Here is a 19,155-nt window from a genome sequence, read left to right on the forward strand (position 1 = left end):
TCCCATCACAAAGAAATCCGCCGAAGTTCCCCTCGGCGGTCATACTTCCGTGCTCTATTAAACTGTTATTCCACTGTTTTTGTCAACCGTGCGATGAAAAATCCGTCACTGTGAGCGTATTGTGGCAAAATCTGAATACCACCGTTCACAACCTTCAAGTTCGCTGTCTCCGATTCAGACCAGACGGATGCTTCTGCTGGGCTGTATTCCGGATGTCGATTCAAGAAGTCTGCAACCATATCCTCATTCTCAGCAGGCTCAATCGTACACGTGCTATACACCAGAATACCACCTGCTTTTAACAACGGCGCAACATGATCAAGCAATTCACGCTGCAAGCCTGCGATATCTTCGATATCTTTTACGGTTTTGGTCCATTTCACATCAGGCTTGCGGCGAATAACACCCAGACCTGAACATGGTGCATCCAGCAAAATGCGGTCAAACGACGCTTCCGGGTACCGTTCATTCAGGTCTAGCGCATCTCCAGTTACAGCATCGATACAAGTCAGACCGAGACGCTCTGCCTGATCCAGGATCAGCTGGCGCTTGTGAGCATGTACATCATTCGCGACAATACGACCGCGATCCTGCATTTTCTCAGCCATGTGAGCTGTTTTACCACCTGGAGCTGCGCAGCAATCCAATACAAGTTGGTCTACTTCTGGCGCAACTGCTTCAGCGACAAGCATGGAACTTTCGTCCTGTACAGAGAACAACCCGTCCCGATACCAGGACGTTAGAGCCATGTTTCCGCCACTACGTACAAGAATTCCATCGGAACTCAGCTGAGAAGCTTCAACGGCTGCACCTGTACTGGTCATCTCATGCATCAGTTTCTCCCGTGTGGTCATTGTTGTGTTGACCCGGACACTCACCGCTGGCGGCTCATTATTCGCACGACAGATCGCTTCCGCTGTCTCTTCGCCGTACTGGGCAATCCAGCGTTCAACCATCCATAACGGGTGGGAATGCTCCAGTGAAATACGTTCGGCAACGGGCAGATGTTCTGGAATACGAAGTTCATCCCGATTACGGATCATATTGCGGAGCACTCCATTCACCATACCCGAGACTCCCTGATGGCCCAGTTTCTTCGCCAGATTAACCGCTTCGCTCACCACGGCATGCTCAGGAATACGATCCAAGTATATCATCTGATATACGCTAATTCGCAGCAGGCTGCGAACCCATGGTTGCAGTTTGGATACTCCTTTGGCGACGTAACGTTCCAGAAAATAATCAAGTGTATTCAATCTGGCGATTGTTCCATACACCAATTCGGTAGCTAGTCCAGCATCTGCGGGGCTTAGATCCGCCTCTTTCAGACGGCGGTTCAACTCCAGATTACTGTATGCTCCATCTTGCTCAACAGCACTCAGAACCTTGACTGCCAATGTACGAGCAGATGTTTTGGGTTGCTGGGAGCGCGATGCACCACCCGATTTACCCGAATTCGGACGACGGTTTCCTTCACGTCCGGATGAATTTCCATTAGCTTTCTGGCCTTTTCCTGACAAACGACCTGGTATGTTACCGCTCATCGCAGCACCGTTCCAGTTTTCAGTGTACCACCGCGAGCAAAGTCAGCGGCCTGCATCACCTTTTTACCTGCTGGCTGCACTTCAGTCAACCAGAGAGACCCATTGCCTGTGCGGACTTCAATCCCTGCCTTGTTCAATTGCAGCACCGTTCCCGGCTCTGCTTGTCCAGCATCCGAAGAAGTTGCCAGGTCCACCTCATCGGGATTAGCCGCAGCCCAGACTTTGAAGACCTGATCATCCCACATCGTAAATGCACCGGAGAACGGCACAAGACCACGAATCTGATTGAACAGTTCACGTGAAGTACGACTCCAGTCCATTTTCTCGTCATCCCGAGTCAGATTGCGAGCATATGAAGCCTCGGCATCATCCTGAGGGACCGCTGTTGTCTCGCCTGCAATCAATCGTGGCATTTCTGCCTGAAGCAGTTTGGAACCAGCCTCACTTAATTTATCAAACATCGATCCTGATGTATCTTCATCCGTAATTGGCAGTTCCACACGCGAGATCATATCTCCGGTGTCCAAGCCTTCAGCCATATACATCAATGTGACTCCTGTCACGGATTCCCCGTTAATAATGGAACGTTGAATCGGTGCTCCTCCCCGATATTTCGGTAAAAGAGAGCCATGCACGTTCACACAACCGCGAACAGGCATATCCAGCACGGCTTTGGGCAGAATCTGTCCAAAGGCCGCGGTTACGATCAGATCCGGCTTCCATTCAGCCAAGCGGGCTACCGCTTCCGGATCACGCAATTTAACAGGTTGAAACACCGGCAGACCGTGGCGTTCTGCCGCGGCCTTAACCGGTGTTGGCGTAAGTACTTTTTTGCGTCCCTGTGGTTTATCAGGCTGAGTCACCACACCCACCACATTGTATCCCTCTGCCATCAGCATATCGAGAGAAGGAACTGCAAATTCAGGTGTTCCCATAAAAACAATATTCAAATCGATCACTCCTTAATTACGACGCGGTCCCGTTTGATCGGCTGCAATTTCATACACTTTCTCGGCGACATCCGTAAAGAGTACGCCATCCAGATGATCAATCTCATGCTGGAATGCACGGGACAGCAAGCCACTACCCGTAATAATCAGCTCTTTACCTTCACGATCCAGACCTTTAACTGTAACGGTCTCGAAACGGCGAACATCACCATTAATTCCAGGGATACTCAGACAACCTTCAGGTCCAAATTGTTCTCCCTCACTTGCAATGATCTCCGGGTTAATCATCTTGATCAGCCCTTGCTCATCACCTGCGTCGATAACAATCAGACGTTTCAAAATACCAACCTGTGGCGCAGCAAGACCCACACCTTCCGCATCGTACATGGTATCAGCCATATCATCCAGCAATTTTTGTACATTTGGTGTAATTTTGGTTACTTCTTTGGCTCTCTTGTGGAGCACCTCATCTGGTTCTTGCACGATAATGCGAATCGACATGTTGTAAGCACCTTCCTAATCCTCATCATAATTTCAGGACGATATCTGTATTTTTGGGGTATTCATTTTAATCTATGTTTATACCGCTTGTTTACATCCGCATTGCTGCAAAATGCTTACATTAACATTTGCGGGTCTACATCCAGACTAATAAGTAATTTTTGCGCCTGAACATCATCGTCCATGCGCCGGGCCGTAGCCAGAGCGAGTCCTATGGCGTCTACATCCCCCCGCCATTTTATCATACATTGGAATCTGTATCTATTCTTGATCCGAGGAATCGGGGACGCTACCGGCCCCAGTACATCAAAGGCATCATTGCTGAAACGATCCAGACTGCCGAGCCATCCGGCCGCATTAGCCTTCTCTTTCAGTATTCGCGTATAGTTCTCAGCAAGACGAATCAATACCGGAAGTTGCTCATGCGAAAAGGTCACCAGAATCAGGCGACAGTATGGCGGATATTGCAAATTGCGACGATGCAGCAATTCCTCACGTACAAACGACACATAGTCATGCTGACTCGCATGCCCGATTGAGTAGTGTTCCGGCGTATAGGACTGAACAAACACTTCACCAGGCAATTGGTGCCGACCCGCTCGGCCAGCTACCTGTGTTAATAACTGAAACGTTTTTTCCGCAGCACGGAAATCAGGTAAATTCAACGCTGAATCCGCTGTTATCACGCCAACCAGGGTTACATCCGGGAAATCAAGTCCCTTCGCAACCATCTGGGTGCCCAGCAATACATCCGCCTTTTTCTCACGAAACTGTTTCAGTAGCTTCTCGTGAGCCCCTTTTTCCGTTGTTGTATCCACATCCATCCGAATGACCCGAATACCCGGGAAGAGCTTGGCAAGCTCTTCCTCGACTCGCTGTGTACCTGTACCAAAGTATCGAATATGCTCACTTCCACAGTCCGGACACACTTCCGGAGCCGCTTCCGCATACCCGCAGTAATGACAACGAAGATTATTCGAGCGCTGATGATACGTCAATGAAATATCACATTCAGGACAACCTGCCACATATCCACAACTTCGGCACATAACAAAGGTCGAATATCCACGGCGATTCAGCAGAAGCACCGTCTGTTCACCACGTTCCAAGCGTTCCTCCAGCCCTTTGTGCAAAGCCCTGCTGAACATGGAGCGGTTGCCATCCTTCAACTCTTCACGCATATCAACGATACGCACTTCAGGCAGCTTGTTACCCAGTGCCCGCGTTGGCATCTCCAGTAAGAGTGGTGCAAAATCATCATTACTCTGCGAGCGTGCAGCGTAATAACTTTCCAGCGAAGGTGTCGCTGAACCCAGAACAACCACCGCCTGATGCTGCTGTGCTCTTTTTACCGCTACATCACGAGCATGATATTTCGGAGTTTCCTCCTGTTTGTAGGAAGTCTCGTGTTCTTCATCCATAATGATCAACCCAAGCCGACTGAATGGAGCAAATACAGCTGAACGTGCCCCAATTGCAACCTTCACCTGACCCTCACGAATCTTGCGCCATTCATCATAACGTTCACCGCCAGACAGACGACTGTGCATAACAGCAACTTGGTCCCCAAAGCGCCCTTTAAAACGTTCTACCATCTGTGGTGTGAGCGCAATCTCGGGCACCAGTACGATAGCCTGCCGATCCTGTTCGATGCATTGTTGAATGGTTTGAAGATAGACTTCCGTCTTGCCACTTCCCGTAACACCATGTAACAAAAACACCCCATGGCGTTGTTCCTGCAATCGGCCATTGATACTGTCGTAGACAAGTTTTTGCTCATCGGTCAGAACCAGCGGTTCAGTCGCTTTAAACGTCCTGCCCTGGTAAGGGTCACGAAAGACCTCAACGTCCTCGGTGACGATCAGTCCCTTTTCCTCAAGCCCTTTAATCGTTGCAGCCGATACCTGTAGTGTAGATAACACTTCTTTCATCGGCATAGGCAGCAGTTCTTTCATTTCCAGCAAAAAAGCCAGAATCTCCTTCTGCCGCTGTGCTTTCGCCGGGAATGAAGCAAGTGCTTCCTGAGCAGCAGCAATATCTACAGCCAGATCAACGGACTTCATCGTTTTTTTATTTAACTTGTCCTTGATGGCCTGACTTTCCAGCAGCACGCCACCAAGCAATAATTTCTTAATTAGTGCAGCATGATTGGGATATTTTCGACTCAGTTGTTGCAGCGGTACCTGACCCCGACTTTTGACAAAACGGATGATATCCTGCTGTACTTTCTCAGTCGTAGACTCTTCTCCCCAAACAAATAACACCTCATCATCCGGTTGTGCACCCGCCATCTGTCCATCAAGTGCATCTCCCAGCGAGATGTATCGCTCTGCTTTCCCTTTCAATGCCGTCGGCACCATGACCTGCAATGACAAAATCCGGTTGCTGGCATAACGTCCACTCATCCATTCGGCCAACTCAACCAAATCCTTTGACAACGGGGGAACAATGTCCAGTAACTCCTGAATCTGCTTAAGCTTGAATGTTTCCTCTCCGGTACGCGGCACAAGATCAATCACGAATCCCTGCACCGTCCGATGACCAAAAGGTACACCCACCCGGCTGCCAATCTCGATCCATTCCCTCATCGATTCAGGTACCAGGTAATCAAACGGCCGGTCTGTTTCCTTCACGGGAACATCGACTATGACCTTGGCAATCTCCATATCCTAATTCCTCCCGGCAATGCGCTCCGCCGCAATCCGGAGCAACCGATGAGCCACATCGTCCTTGGCCATCACTGGAAGCTCCTCCACCAAACCTTCCCGGTCATAGATATGTACCGCGTTGGTGTCTGTTCCAAATCCTGCACCCGTGCGGGTTACATCATTGGCTACGATCAGATCACAGTTTTTCCGTTCCAATTTCTCACGTGCATACATCTCAACTGACTGAGTCTCCGCAGCAAAACCAATCAAAAACTGATGGGTTTTCTGTTTGCCCAGTGTTTCAAGAATATCTATATTTTTAATAAGTTCGAGCGACAGCGTGTCGCCTTTCTTCTTGATCTTCTCGGTATAAACTTCCTTTGGACGATAATCGGCAACTGCCGCCGCCTTAACCACGATATCAGCATCGTCCCATTCGCGTGTTACCGCTTCATACATATCCTGTGCAGACTGTACAGGGATCAACTCAACATTCTCCGGTGGCTTGGCTTGGGTACTGCCCATAACCAATTTCACATCTGCCCCCAGATCACGCGCAGCTGCGGCTATGGCAAATCCCATTTTGCCAGATGAATCGTTCGTAATGTATCGTACTGGATCAATGCGCTCAATCGTACCTCCAGCCGTAACGACAACCTTCTTGCCTTGTAACAATGAAGCTTGTCCCTGCCGACTAATGTCTGCAGATTCTTGCTGTTCAAAGAAACGTTCTACCACATCCACAATGCTCTCCGGTTCTTCCAGACGTCCCTTGCCCACATATCCACACGCAAGCAAACCTTCACCCGGTTCAATCATCATGGCGCCCCGTTCAACAAGCAGGTTCATATTATGCTTTACAGCTGGATGATCATACATATGTACATTCATCGCTGGTGCAATCATGACAGGGGCTGTCGTGGCAAGCAACGTCGTTGAGAGCATATCATCTGCCATGCCATGCGCCATCTTGGCAATCACATTCGCTGTAGCCGGAGCAACCAGAACAAGATCAGCCAGATCGGCCAGATGAATATGAGATACGACTGCTGGCTCACGCTCATCAAATGTATCGGTATATACGGTGTTTCGGGTCAACGTTTGCAGCGTCAATTCGGTAATAAACTGTGTAGCGGAAGCTGTCATAATCACATGAACATCCGCTCCCTTTTGCACCAGTCTGCTGCATAATGTTGCCGCTTTGTAAGCGGCTATGCCGCCAGTCACACCAAGCACGATTTTTTTACCGTTCAACATGTTTATTTCCCCCGATATTTATACGACGTCTAAGTAAGATTCCGTTAAAATATGCTTATTCGTAAAAAAATAACAACCTCGCGGTTGTCAATTAATCCGGCTTACGCCGTATGCAGTTGAAGAGCAGCCGCAGGCGGCTTACTCTTCTTCTTCGTCCTGTCCTTTGATGACAACGAGCAGGTCTCCATAGATTTCTTCCAGTGCAACGCCAACTTGTTTATGGGATCTCGCACCTCTTAAATCCGTTTTTTCACCTTCACGTAGCTGTCTAGCCCGGCGGGAAGCAGCAACAACAAGGGAATACTTGCTGTCGACTTTGTTCATCATTTCATCAATAGAAGGATACAGCATATTAACAAACACCTCTTCGCATTAGTATAATCGCAAGTTGCCGCCTGACAGAACTGATGTGGCATGTCTTCACACCCGGGCATTCCGAGAAGGAGTGCTTCAGTATATGATATGACAACTGCCCCACTTATATCGCATTCTGCAGCGGCAAAAGGGATTATTTATTGATCTTACAATGTTCGGCGATTATGATGCTTTCTATTCTCTTGCACGCCAAATCAATTTCATCATTAACAACAGCGTAATCATACTGCTCCAGCAGACTGATCTCATCAACCGCCACGGACATCCGGTGATCAATGGTCGCTTGGCTTTCGGTACCACGGCCCTGAATGCGATCTTTCAGCTCGTCCAATGAAGGAGGAAGCAGGAAAACAAAGATGCCTTCCGGGAATTTCTCTTTCACTTTTAACGCGCCTTGAACCTCAATCTCCAGAATGATGTCGCGGCCTTCGTTAATCGTTTTCTCCACAAAATCACGCGGTGTTCCGTAATAATTACCAACATACTCCGCATGTTCCAACAATTGATCTTCAGCAATCATGTTCTGGAACTCTTCATGACTTCTGAAGAAATAGTTCACACCATGTTCTTCACCAAGACGAGGCTGACGGGTTGTTGCCGATACGGAATAGATCAATTCCGGCACCCGTTTGCGCAAAGCGCTGCATACAGTACCCTTCCCGACCCCAGATGGGCCGGACAACACTACCAGTAATCCCTTAGACATATTACACTCCATTTTATTCGTCGTTATCATCATCTTTCGAAGAAAGACGATGGGCGACCGTCTCAGGCTGAACTGCAGACAAAATGACATGATCGCTATCCGTAATAATTACGGCACGAGTACGTCTTCCGTACGTTGCATCAATCAGCATGTGACGATCTCTTGCCTCTTGTATAATTCTCTTGATCGGCGCCGATTCCGGACTCACGATGGATATAATCCGGTTCGCCGATACGATGTTACCGAATCCAATGTTAATGAGTTTGATTGCCATAATCAGGTTCTTCCCCCTATACATGCGACTCTTTTGCCGAAATGTGGCCGTTCATTCGATATTCGCAGCTTGCTCACGAATCTTCTCCAGCTCCGCCTTCATCTCGACAACACGATTCACCAGAGCCAAATGGTTGGCTTTTGATCCAATCGTATTGACTTCCCGATTCATCTCTTGAATTAGAAAGTCCAACTTACGACCTACGGGCTCATCACTCTTCAGCAGTTCCCTGCTCTGTCCAAAGTGACTCTGTAGACGCGTAAGCTCCTCTTCTATGTTAGAACGATCGGCAAACATTGCAATTTCCATACCCAATTTATGCTCATCAAAAGGGAAAGAGCCTTCTTCCTGCATTTCCGTAAGCCTTTGTCTTAGCTTGTTGCGATAATCACTTACCACAGTCGGTGCAAGATCAAGCATTTCGGTATGCAGTGACTCCAGACGGGTAATCCGCCGTTCCAGATCACTGGCCAGATGAAGACCCTCGCGAGCGCGCATCTGTTCAAGGCTGGACAGAGCCTCTTTCAATCCTTCCTGCAGAACTCGCTCCCATTCGTCCTTCTGCTCTTCGGGAATGGAACTTGTCCCATCCGAATGAACCATGACGTCCGGCAGCCCAAGCATATCCACAATACTTGGTTTGCCCTGCAATCCATATTGGGTCTCCAGTTGCTCTGCAGCCTGCAGATAGGCCCTGACCGTCTGTTCATTCAGAACAGCGGGAAGAGCCTGGTCTTCCTCTTTTTCTTTCATTACATAAACATCAATCCGCCCACGTTTCAAACGACTCTGTACGATCTTCCTCAAACCGTCTTCATAATACGTCCACTCTCTTGGCAGACGCATCATCACTTCGCAATAACGATGATTAACAGATTTGATCTCTAATTGTACCTTATAGCCGCCAAAATGAAAGGCGGATTGACCGTATCCGGTCATACTGAATGACATCGGCATCACATCCGTTTTACTATTGTAATTGATTATTAGGGTTGAAACAAGTAGGACATTGATGCTCCGACTTCTCCCATACGTATTGAGTCAGTTCGGCCGTCATGCCGTAGAACATAAACGGTGTCATGAGATAGATGCCTTTGAAATGCGCTGTTGCTACGTCCAGCAGTTCTTTGGCAATTTTTACTCCCATCGCACGGCCTTCTTCGCCTTCCAGACCGGCCATACGGGAACGCACTTCATCCGAGAGCTGAATTCCGGGAACCTCGTTGTGCAGATACTCTGCATTCCGTCCACTCGCCAGCGGCATTACACCTACAAAAATGGGCACATCCAGATGTTTGGTCGCTTCGTGCATCGCTACAATCAACTCAGGATCATAGATCGGTTGTGTCATGATGTAATCAGCGCCAGAGGCAATTTTCTTCTCCAGACGTTGTACAGCTTTCTCCAAATATTTCACATTAGGATTAAATGCCGCTCCAATTACAAAACCAGCTCTTTGCTTCAGCGGTTTACCTGAGAAAGCCACTCCATCGTTCAACTGTTTGATCATGCGTATGATTTCAAAAGAAGTCAGATCGTATACCGAGCTTGAACCCGGCAGATCACCAAATCTTGCAGGATCTCCTGTAACAGCCAATACATGATTAATGCCCAGAGCATCAAAACCCATCATGTGGGACTGTGTTCCAATTAGGTTCCGGTCACGGCAGGCAATGTGCACAAGTGGACGAAGGCCCGTGCGATCCTGAACGAGGTGACCCAGCGCCATGTTGCTCATGCGTGTAACCGCGAGTGAATTATCGGCCAGTGTCAGGGCATCGGCTCCGGCTGCTTTTAATGTCTCGGCACCTTTCATGAACTTGGCAATGTCCAAGTCCCGCGGCGGGTCAAGTTCAACAATAACGGTGTGACGATGCTTGACCAGGTCAACGATCGTAGGCTGTCCGCCACGTCCGGAACGCTCATCCACATTTTCATGCAACACAATACGCGGTTTGGATTCTGACGGATCAGGCTCCAGAATAGGCGAAGGCACATAGTCAGCAAGCGCCTCTTTCATAGCGGTGATATGATCAGGTGTCGTACCACAGCAACCACCGATAATACGAGCGCCCAGTTCAGCAAATTGCACTGCCGTCTGACCAAAGTACTCCGGAGTCGCACCATAACGGAACTCACCATCTACATAATCTGCTGCACCCGCGTTCGGGTAGACGGACATTGGAATACCAATTCGTCCCGAGACGGTTTCCATGGCACGCATAATCCCGTTTGGACCTGAGCGACAGTTAAAACCAATGACATCCGCGCCCTGCTCCCGCATAATCCGGAAGGCTTCAGGCATTGTATATCCGTCCAGTGTGTGTCCTACATCCTCTACCGCGAACTGTCCAATTACGGGCAGATCACTTAGCTTGCGCGCTTGCAAAAGGGCAATATCCATTTCCTCGATATCATAGAAGGTCTCAAGCAAAATGCCATCCACGCCTTCATCTAGCAGTGCAGAGATCTGTTGTTGATAAAAGCGTTTCAGTTCACTCGTTGACACGTTCGTCCGCTTGCCACCTCGAATGGAACCAACTGCACCAAGCACATAACCGGTATCTCCAGCTACCTCTTTGGCGATGCGTACGCCGGCACGGTTCACGTCCTCCACCTTGGACTCCAGACCGAACTTGGACAACTTGTCGTAATTGGCAGAATACGTATTTGTTTCAAATATTTCTGTACCTGCATCCCGATAACGGCGATGTACATCCGCCACTACTTCAGGTGAAATCAAGTTTAATTCTTCATATGAAATCCCCACCGGGAACCCCATTTGGTACAGAAATGTTCCCATGGCCCCATCTCCAACGAGAACCCGTTCCTGCATAACTTTGCGCAAATCCGCCTTCATCCCATTTCCCCCCGCCTAGCTGTGATCATTTACATACTAATGTAACACAAAAAACGCTAAAAAACGAAGAAAAACACAGGTTTTTGATGAGTATCCAGCTCATATGGACTTTCTTGCCATACAGCCCCCAATATGTCTCTGTACAGGAGACACGACCTATCCTTTTTGACAAAAAAAGAGGCCCGCAGGCCCCTTTGGTTAAACCTTTCACTTTTTATGAAGTGATTCCTTTAAAAACAACTTCAGCAGGTCCAGTCATGTACACATGATTGTCAGCTTCATTCCACTCAATGTGGAGATCCCCACCCTTGAGGCTGATGACTGCTGTACGATCTGTATGTCCATTCAGGACAGAGGATACCAGTGTCGCACAAGCTCCGGTTCCACAAGCTAGTGTTGGACCCGCTCCGCGTTCCCATACACGCATGTCCACATATCCACGGTCACGAACTGTGGCGAATTCCACATTGATTTTTTTTGGGAACATCGGATGCACTTCAAGAAGTGGTCCCCAAGTCGTGAGGTCAAAATTCACAGCGTCATCTACATAGATAACCGCATGCGGGTTACCCATGGATACGGCAGTGAATTTGAACGCATGTCCATTCGCTTCAATGTAGTGATCAACCACTGGGTTGGCATCCACCGTTGTAGGCACTTGAAGACCGTTCAGGATCGGCTCACCCATGTCGACACGTACCGTTTCCACTTTACCATCACGAATGTTGAGACTCACAGGTTGTACCCCTGCACCAATCGTTTCAATGGTGATCTGCTCCTGGCTCACGTGACCATGATCGTATACGTATTTGGATACACAGCGAATGGCATTACCGCACTGTTCTGCTTCCGAACCGTCCGAATTCATGATACGCATCTGAAAGTCCGCCTTCTCCGAAGGCAGTATATAAACCAGACCGTCCGCACCGATGCCAAAGAAACGGTTGCACCATTTCACAGCCAACTCTGCCGCATCTGCCGGAAGCTCCTTTTCACCAAATACAACGATAAAATCGTTACCAAGTCCATGCATTTTCGTAAATTCCATAATCTTGCCCACTCCTTTTGGCAGTCTGCTGCCAAAGCTATATTCTTGCTCTTCTACAGGATTACCATAGAAATTCATATTCAACATTTACAGAAAAAAGCTATCCTGCAAAATGCCAAAGCTTCCGCTTTGAATCATTTTGAGGATAGCATACCGAAATAGGTAAGAAAAAGGTATTGATTTTATGCTGAAAACTTTGTACTTTTCGGTACGAAGCGGCCAGTACCACCCATACGGCGGCGGTTACGACGACCACCCCAGACGCTGCCTGCGCCCATAAGGAACGTTGGAATGCCTGCAGCAACGATACAGAGCGCCCATTCACGCAATCCCAGAGGTACGGTTTTGAAGATCGGCTGCAATGGTTCAACGTACATGACAACCAGCATCAGTACAACCGATGAAATCACCGCAAGAACCAGATATTTGTTCTGTAAAGGATTCCGATGGAAGATGGACCGCGAACTACGGCAATCAAAGACATGAATAAGCTGCGCCAAAACGAGTGTAGCAAAAGCCACAGACTGTGCCTTGATCAGTTGACCCGGATTATCCGGCGCAGCCTGAAGGGTAAGCCAGAACGCTCCGAGTGTGCATAATCCAATCAAAACACCACGACTGACGATTTTCCAACCCAGTCTGCGGGCAAAAATGTTTTCCTTGGCGCCACGGGGTTTGTGTTCCATCAAATCTTTCTCAGGCTGATCTACCCCCAGTGCCATTGCAGGCAAACCATCCGTAACGAGGTTAACCCACAGAATCTGAATAGGCACGAGTGGCAGCGGCAGGCCCATCATCATTGCAAAGAACATTGTCAATATTTCGCCCACGTTTGATGCCAGCAAATAACGGATAAACTTGCGAATGTTCTCATAAATATTACGGCCTTCTTCAATGGCAGCCACAATGGTTGAAAAGTTATCATCACTCAGAATCAGCGCCGAAGCTTCCTTCGTGACATCTGTACCCGTAATGCCCATCGCGATCCCGATGTCTGCCGCTTTAATAGCTGGAGCATCATTGACTCCATCACCCGTCATGGCGACGACATGCCCTTTGCGCTGTAACGATTTTACGATCCGAAGCTTGTGTTCAGGACTTACCCTTGAGAAAACATATATGCCCTCTACCTGTTTATCCAGTTGATCGTCTGTCATGCCTGCCAGCTGCTGACCACTTAAGGAGGCACCTCCACGAGGAAGAATCCCGAGTTGATGAGCAATGGCTTCTGCCGTTGTTCCATGATCACCTGTGATCATGACAGTTCGTATCCCCGCCTTGCGGCATGTGGCAATCGCATCTCGCACTTCACGACGCGGCGGATCAATCATACCTGCAAGTCCTACGAAAACTAGCTGACTTTCGGCGGCGTGTTCGTCAGCCACTTTTTCTTCCGGCCGCACTTCACGGTAGGCCATTCCGAGGACACGTAGTGCTGCTCCGGCCATGCTCTCATTTGCTGCCATTACTTTCTGTCGCAGTGTTCCAGTGAAAGGTACAACCTTGCCTTCCCACAAAATATAACTACAGTGTCCGATCAACACATCCGGTGCACCTTTGGTATAGATCATTCGGCCCCCCTGATGATGAACCAGGACCGACATGCGTTTTCGCTCCGAATCAAACGGGAATTCCTGCTGGCGGGCATACAACTCTTTGAGTCCGGCAGGAGTAAGCCCCATTTTGGAGGCCAGTGTGACGAGTGCCCCTTCCGTCGGATCGCCTTTCAGCTCCCAGAATACATTATCTCGTTGAACGGTTTCTTCTTGGAGGTCACCTTTTTTTGTGTTTTTCTTGCTTTCCTTTTTGGTATCCTTGCCCTTTTTCTTGCTCCCCACCTCGCTTGCAGCACTTTCCACAATACTCGCATTGTTGCAAAGCGCGCTGATCTGAAGCATTCTGCGCAGGGACTGGTCGCTCTTCAGTTCCACCGTACGACCGTTCTCCAGCATCTGCCCTTCAGGTGCATAACCATCCCCGGTAACCTTGATGTTACGTCCCTCCAACCACACATCCGTTACCGTCATCTTGTTCTGGGTGAGCGTGCCAGTCTTATCCGAACAGATTACGGATGCACAGCCCAGAGTTTCGACAGAAGGCAGTTTGCGTACAATGGCTTTACGTTTGATCATACGCTGCACGCCTAGTGCGAGTGCAATGGTTACAATGGCCGGCAGGCCCTCCGGTATGGCAGCCACCGCGAGGCTGACCCCTGCCAGAAACATGCCAACGGCTGGTTGTCCGTGCAATATACCTGCGACGACAACCATAACAGTTAATCCCAATGCGACAAAAATCAGAATTTTGCCCAGTTGTTCCAGCCTGTGCTGTAACGGTGTTTCCTGCTCCTCCGTATTCTGGATCAGATCGGCGATTTTGCCCATCTCCGTCTCCATCCCCGTACGGATAACCACACCTTTGGCTGTACCACGAGTGACCATGGTACCCATAAAACCAATATTCTTCTGATCACCCAGCGGAACGTCCTCGTCCGCAATCGGAAGGCAATGTTTGCTTACAGGAACCGATTCCCCGGTAAGTGCCGACTCCTCGACATCCAGACTGTTCGTTTGCAGCCAGCGCACATCAGCGGGTATGCGGTCCCCACTCTCCACCATAATAATATCCCCGGGGACAAGTTGTTTGGCGGCAAGGTGTACTTCCTGGCCTGAACGAAGCACTTTGGCAAGAGGTGCAGACAACTGTTTCAATGCACGAAGAGATCGTTCAGCCCGGAATTCCTGTACAAACCCCAGAATTGCATTCAGTACGATAATAGCCACAATCGTTACCGCATCCAGATACTCACCCAGTAATCCGGATACCAACGTTGCTCCCATCAACACCAGCACCATAAAATCCTTGAACTGATTCAAGAGCAATGTAATTGGAGAAATGCGTTTCCCCTCGCTCAGCTCATTCGAACCGACCACTTTCCTCTTCTCTGCTACAGCTTCATCCGTCAATCCTTCCTGCGGGCTGACGCCAAGAGTGTTACGAAGCTCTTCATCACTAAGTTGATGCCACTTGGTATGTTCCATGCTTCAAGTTTCCCTCCCAGTCTGTATTTCATCTGCAAAATAAGCTCACATGACTCACCGGCGCGCTGGTCGACAGGCTGTACACTATGCCGGACAAACTACCTGCTCTATATGTATTCGGACAGGTCTGTGATTAGCACCCGGAAGGTGAATCCTTTCCCTGATGGACAGAATAGGCTAAAATAAAAGTCTGCGATGTTCTGCGCAGTACCAATTCCAGCGTTAAACAGGCAAGCAACGAAGAATCTGTAGCCAGTCCTTGTTTTTTTACATACCTGGTTGCACGTTTCAGTTATATAGATGAAGCATTTGGCATGATAAATGCAGATGCTCGATAGAGAGAGGAAGTGGAAAAAATGGCATTGGACGGCATCGTAACACGGGCCATTGTTCATGAAATGCAAGGCTGCATTGGTGGACGTATCAGCAAAATCCATCAGCCGAATGGCCATGACGTAGTTCTCACCCTGCGTGCTCAGCGCGGAAATAGTAAATTGCTTGTTTCGGCAAGCCCAACCTATCCTCGTGTGCATTATACGGAAAAGACATTTCTTAACCCTACGGAAGCACCCATGTTCTGCATGTTGCTCCGTAAGCACTGTGAAGGTGCAATCATTGAGGAGATCCGTCAGATTGGCATGGAGCGTATTATCCACATCAATGTGCGCCAGCGCGACGAACTGGGGGATGTTTCGGTTAAACGGATCATCATTGAATTGATGGGGCGTCACAGTAATATTATTTTGCTTGATCCCGTTACAGGAACGATTCTGGATGGCATTCATCATGTGACTCCGTCCATCAGTAGCTACCGGGTAATCATGCCTGGATTCGCGTATACTGCCCCACCCGAGCAACATAAAAGTAATCCGCTCGAAGTGAGTCGTACAGCATTCGAGGACAGCTATCATGCCGCTGAAGAAGAGGCATCACGCTGGCTTGTGAACTCCTTTAGCGGTCTTAGCCCGTTAATTGCGGGAGAGATTGCTACCCGTGGGATTGCTGCTGAAGGCACCGTGAGCACTCAGACTGTGGTGGAGGGTGAGAGCCGAGTTGAGGCTGGTGCACTCTGGAACGCTTTTGAAGCCGTGATGGGACCTGTCAGAGATCATATCTACACACCTGTAACCGGAATGAACTCCAAAGGCAAAATGATTTTCTCAGCCGTTCATCTTCAGAGCATTCAGGATTTGGAGAAAACCTATGACACGATGAGCAAGTGCATGGAAGATTATTACGGAGATAAGGCTGAACGAGACACGGTTAAACAGAGAGTAAGTGATCTGCTCCGTTTTCTGCAGAATGAGCGAAGCAAAAACATCAAAAAGCTGGACAACCTGAACAAGGATCTACTGGAAGCGGATGATGCGGACAAGTTCAGACTATGGGGTGAGTTGCTGTTTGCCTCCCTGCATCTGGTTCACAAAGGGGACAAGAGCGTGGAGCTTGTGAACTTCTACGATGAAGACCAAGCCAACATTACCATTCAGCTTGATCCACTGCTTACACCATCTGACAACGCACAACGTTATTTCAAGCGGTATAACAAATACAAGAACAGTCTGGCTGTCATTCATGAGCAACTTGGCAAAACTAAAGACGAGATCGACTATCTCGATAACCTGTTACAGCAGCTCTCCATTGCATCGATGAACGATATTGAGGAAATACGGGACGAGCTTGTACAGCAAGGATACCTTCGTGACCGTAATAAAAAGGGTAAAAAGAAGAAGAAAAGTGACCGTCCAACCGTACACCAGTTCACCTCCTCGGAGGGAATTGATATTCTTGTGGGCAAAAACAACCTGCAGAATGAGTACGTGACCAACCGTCTCGCTTCTTCCAACGACACCTGGTTGCATACCAAAGACATTCCAGGTTCACATGTCGTTATTCGCAGTACGGACTTTGGTGAAGCTACATTGGAAGAAGCAGCACAGCTTGCTGCCTACTTCAGCCAAGCCAAGGAGTCCAGCAGTGTACCTGTGGATTACACGTTTATCCGTCATGTGCGCAAACCAAGTGGTGCGAAGCCTGGTTTTGTGATCTATGATCATCAGAAGACGTTGTTTGTCACGCCAAATGATGAATTGATCAAAAGTCTGCCATCCACCATTAAAAATGGATAGTAAGTTGAACTAAAGATTATTTACACTGACACTACGATGACAGAACAACCTTCCAATCGCTGTTATCCCCAGATTTTTTCGATCCCTTTTCTCAAGGGAAAATCCGGTGATAAAGGCGCACGCTTCGCTTTTTCAGGTTTTTTCTGTCCTCTCCGTTATCGTGTAAATGATTAGTTCAACTTATATAGATGTAACAGTAACATTAGAAAAATCCCCTGACCATTATCGGTTCAGGGGATTTTTCTTTGAATATTAATTCACTTATAAGTATAATAATTCAATTGTGATTAATAAAATTTGTAGTTAAAGGAAGTGTACCGTGACCATACATATCAGAGAAACTCAACCTGATGATCTGAAACCCCTGATGGCATTAATGCATGACTATGTGGTGGGATTCTACAACAACCCCTGGCCTGGTGATCAATCCATCCAGCTTTTGATCAACAACCTGCTTAATCAGAAGATCGGTGCTCAATTTGTGGCAGTAGAGGACGGGAAGCTTATCGGATTTTCCACCCTGTTCTTTACCTACAGCACGATGAAAGCAGAGCGTGTCGCCATTATGAACGACCTATTTGTTACGGAAACATTTAGAGAGGGCGAAGCAGAAGCTAAATTATTCGCACACTGTCAGCAATATACGCGTGACCATGGATGTGCATATATGTCTTGGATCACAGCAGTGACCAATGAGCGAGCCCAGCAATTATTCGAACGTCTCGGGGCTACACGTGGCGCTTGGGTAAACTATTCCATTACATAGACTCTTTTTAACACAAAAAAGGACATGGAAACATGAAGGTTCAGCCCTATCATGCTTGCATGTCCTTTACTCCTTCGATCTTAAATGTATCCAGTAATACAGAATTTATTATAGTCAGATAGAGCGTTGCGACGTCTCGCTTACTCTCCCTTTTGCTGTGAAGCAGCTGCCTTCAGCCTTTCCAACACATCAACCGTTACGGTCTTGCTACCAAGATCCCCGTGGAAAACAACACCTTGCCGTTTGCCATGATAATCCGATCCACCAGTCTCAATAAGATCATACTCCCTGGCCATCTCAGCATACCTGCGTTCCTCTTCCGGGCCATGGTCCGAATGAAACACCTCAATGCCATCTGGATGAGAGTCTTCGATGATACGTCGCACCAATTCATCATCGTTATAGAGACCCGGATGGGCAATCACAGCGGCTCCACCTGCGGCTCTGATCCACTCGCAAGCATCCTCTGGTGCAACGCGGGGTACAGACACGAAGCCAGGCTTGCCTTCAGCAAGATATCGATCGAATGCATCCCGCATGTCGACAGCATATCCCTTCTTCACCAGCACATCGGCCATATGAGGTCTTCCAATACTCTCATCCGGCTCTAACGGTCGTCCTAGCTCATCCAGTACCTCCTGCCAGCTTATATCAAGCCCGAGTTCTTGCAGCTTGGCGATAATCAGAAGATTCCGCTCATCTCGCGCTTCTCGTAATCCGCGCAACCGTTGCAGGAACTGCTCATCCTCTGTATTCACATAATACCCAAGCACATGAATATCTTTCCCACCAGCCCGGGTGCTGATCTCCACTCCGGCAACAACATCAATATCGTACTCTTTTCCCGCTTGCTGTGCTTCCGCTACACCAGCTACTGTATCATGGTCCGTCAGGGCAACCGCAGATAGCCCTTTTTGTTTGGCAAGCTTCACATTATCAGCAGGTGGCTGCATTCCATCGGAAGCCTGACTATGCGTATGAAGATCACAGCGTCCTTGGCGCTGATCCATGATCAACAGCTCCTTTGTTTAAAATTGATTATGATTCAATCTTATC

General features: G+C 48.5%; 15 protein-coding genes. 2 read left to right on the forward strand and 13 right to left on the reverse strand.

Annotated features, from left to right (window positions below; genetic code table 11):
- Positions 1 to 65 precede the first annotated feature (65 nt).
- The 12 genes from rsmB to MKY95_RS22815 form a co-directional block, all read right to left on the reverse strand.
- Positions 66 to 1,544, reverse strand: a complete 1,479-nt coding sequence (gene rsmB, locus MKY95_RS22760) for a 16S rRNA (cytosine(967)-C(5))-methyltransferase RsmB (RefSeq protein WP_076328026.1) — start codon at positions 1,542 to 1,544, stop codon at positions 66 to 68.
- Entirely contained in the window at positions 1,541 to 2,494 is a 954-nt protein-coding gene (gene fmt, locus MKY95_RS22765; RefSeq protein WP_076328027.1) for a methionyl-tRNA formyltransferase, read from the reverse strand. Before fmt ends, rsmB begins: the two co-directional genes overlap by 4 nt.
- Before the next feature lie 12 nt (positions 2,495 to 2,506).
- The gene (gene def / locus MKY95_RS22770; RefSeq protein WP_017687449.1) at positions 2,507 to 2,995 is read right to left on the reverse strand and encodes a peptide deformylase; all 489 of its coding nucleotides are present in this window, start codon (positions 2,993 to 2,995) and stop codon (positions 2,507 to 2,509) included.
- Between the two features lie 116 nt (positions 2,996 to 3,111).
- The gene (gene priA, locus MKY95_RS22775; protein WP_076328028.1) at positions 3,112 to 5,661 is read right to left on the reverse strand and encodes a primosomal protein N'; all 2,550 of its coding nucleotides are present in this window, start codon (positions 5,659 to 5,661) and stop codon (positions 3,112 to 3,114) included.
- 3 nt (positions 5,662 to 5,664) lie between these two features.
- Positions 5,665 to 6,900, reverse strand: a complete 1,236-nt coding sequence (gene coaBC / locus MKY95_RS22780) for a bifunctional phosphopantothenoylcysteine decarboxylase/phosphopantothenate--cysteine ligase CoaBC (protein WP_076328029.1) — start codon at positions 6,898 to 6,900, stop codon at positions 5,665 to 5,667.
- Positions 6,901 to 7,038: 138 nt separating this feature from the next.
- Positions 7,039 to 7,251, reverse strand: coding sequence for a DNA-directed RNA polymerase subunit omega (rpoZ, locus tag MKY95_RS22785; protein WP_036614619.1), 213 nt, complete (start codon positions 7,249 to 7,251; stop codon positions 7,039 to 7,041).
- 157 nt (positions 7,252 to 7,408) lie between these two features.
- A complete protein-coding gene (gene gmk / locus MKY95_RS22790) occupies positions 7,409 to 7,981 on the reverse strand; it encodes a guanylate kinase (protein WP_017687445.1) in 573 nt (190 codons plus the stop codon).
- Positions 7,982 to 7,994: 13 nt separating this feature from the next.
- Positions 7,995 to 8,255 carry a DUF370 domain-containing protein gene (locus tag MKY95_RS22795; protein ID WP_006209218.1) on the reverse strand — a complete coding sequence of 87 codons (261 nt, stop codon included), beginning with the start codon at positions 8,253 to 8,255 and terminating at the stop codon, positions 7,995 to 7,997.
- Positions 8,256 to 8,306: 51 nt separating this feature from the next.
- Positions 8,307 to 9,206, reverse strand: coding sequence for a YicC/YloC family endoribonuclease (locus tag MKY95_RS22800; protein WP_036614623.1), 900 nt, complete (start codon positions 9,204 to 9,206; stop codon positions 8,307 to 8,309).
- 19 nt (positions 9,207 to 9,225) lie between these two features.
- A complete protein-coding gene (locus tag MKY95_RS22805) occupies positions 9,226 to 11,115 on the reverse strand; it encodes a bifunctional homocysteine S-methyltransferase/methylenetetrahydrofolate reductase (protein WP_076328030.1) in 1,890 nt (629 codons plus the stop codon).
- 214 nt (positions 11,116 to 11,329) lie between these two features.
- The gene (gene dapF, locus MKY95_RS22810; protein ID WP_076251213.1) at positions 11,330 to 12,163 is read right to left on the reverse strand and encodes a diaminopimelate epimerase; all 834 of its coding nucleotides are present in this window, start codon (positions 12,161 to 12,163) and stop codon (positions 11,330 to 11,332) included.
- A gap of 182 nt (positions 12,164 to 12,345) precedes the next feature.
- A complete protein-coding gene (locus MKY95_RS22815) occupies positions 12,346 to 15,204 on the reverse strand; it encodes a calcium-translocating P-type ATPase, SERCA-type (protein ID WP_076328031.1) in 2,859 nt (952 codons plus the stop codon).
- Between the two features lie 356 nt (positions 15,205 to 15,560).
- Here MKY95_RS22815 and MKY95_RS22820 point away from each other — a divergent pair, with 356 nt between their 5' ends.
- Together MKY95_RS22820 and MKY95_RS22825 are read left to right on the forward strand one after the other, a co-directional pair.
- Positions 15,561 to 17,333 (forward strand): NFACT RNA binding domain-containing protein, encoded by a 1,773-nt coding sequence (locus tag MKY95_RS22820; RefSeq protein WP_076328032.1) that lies wholly within the window; start codon positions 15,561 to 15,563, stop codon positions 17,331 to 17,333.
- A 319-nt stretch (positions 17,334 to 17,652) separates the two neighbouring features.
- A complete protein-coding gene (locus MKY95_RS22825; protein ID WP_076328033.1) occupies positions 17,653 to 18,099 on the forward strand; it encodes a GNAT family N-acetyltransferase in 447 nt (148 codons plus the stop codon).
- A gap of 140 nt (positions 18,100 to 18,239) precedes the next feature.
- Here MKY95_RS22825 and MKY95_RS22830 read toward each other — a convergent pair whose 3' ends face one another.
- A complete protein-coding gene (locus tag MKY95_RS22830; protein ID WP_076328034.1) occupies positions 18,240 to 19,109 on the reverse strand; it encodes a PHP domain-containing protein in 870 nt (289 codons plus the stop codon).
- Positions 19,110 to 19,155 lie beyond the last annotated feature (46 nt).

The sequence above is a fragment of the Paenibacillus sp. FSL P4-0176 genome (genome assembly GCF_037975265.1).
In the GTDB taxonomy this organism is placed as follows: domain Bacteria; phylum Bacillota; class Bacilli; order Paenibacillales; family Paenibacillaceae; genus Paenibacillus; species Paenibacillus amylolyticus.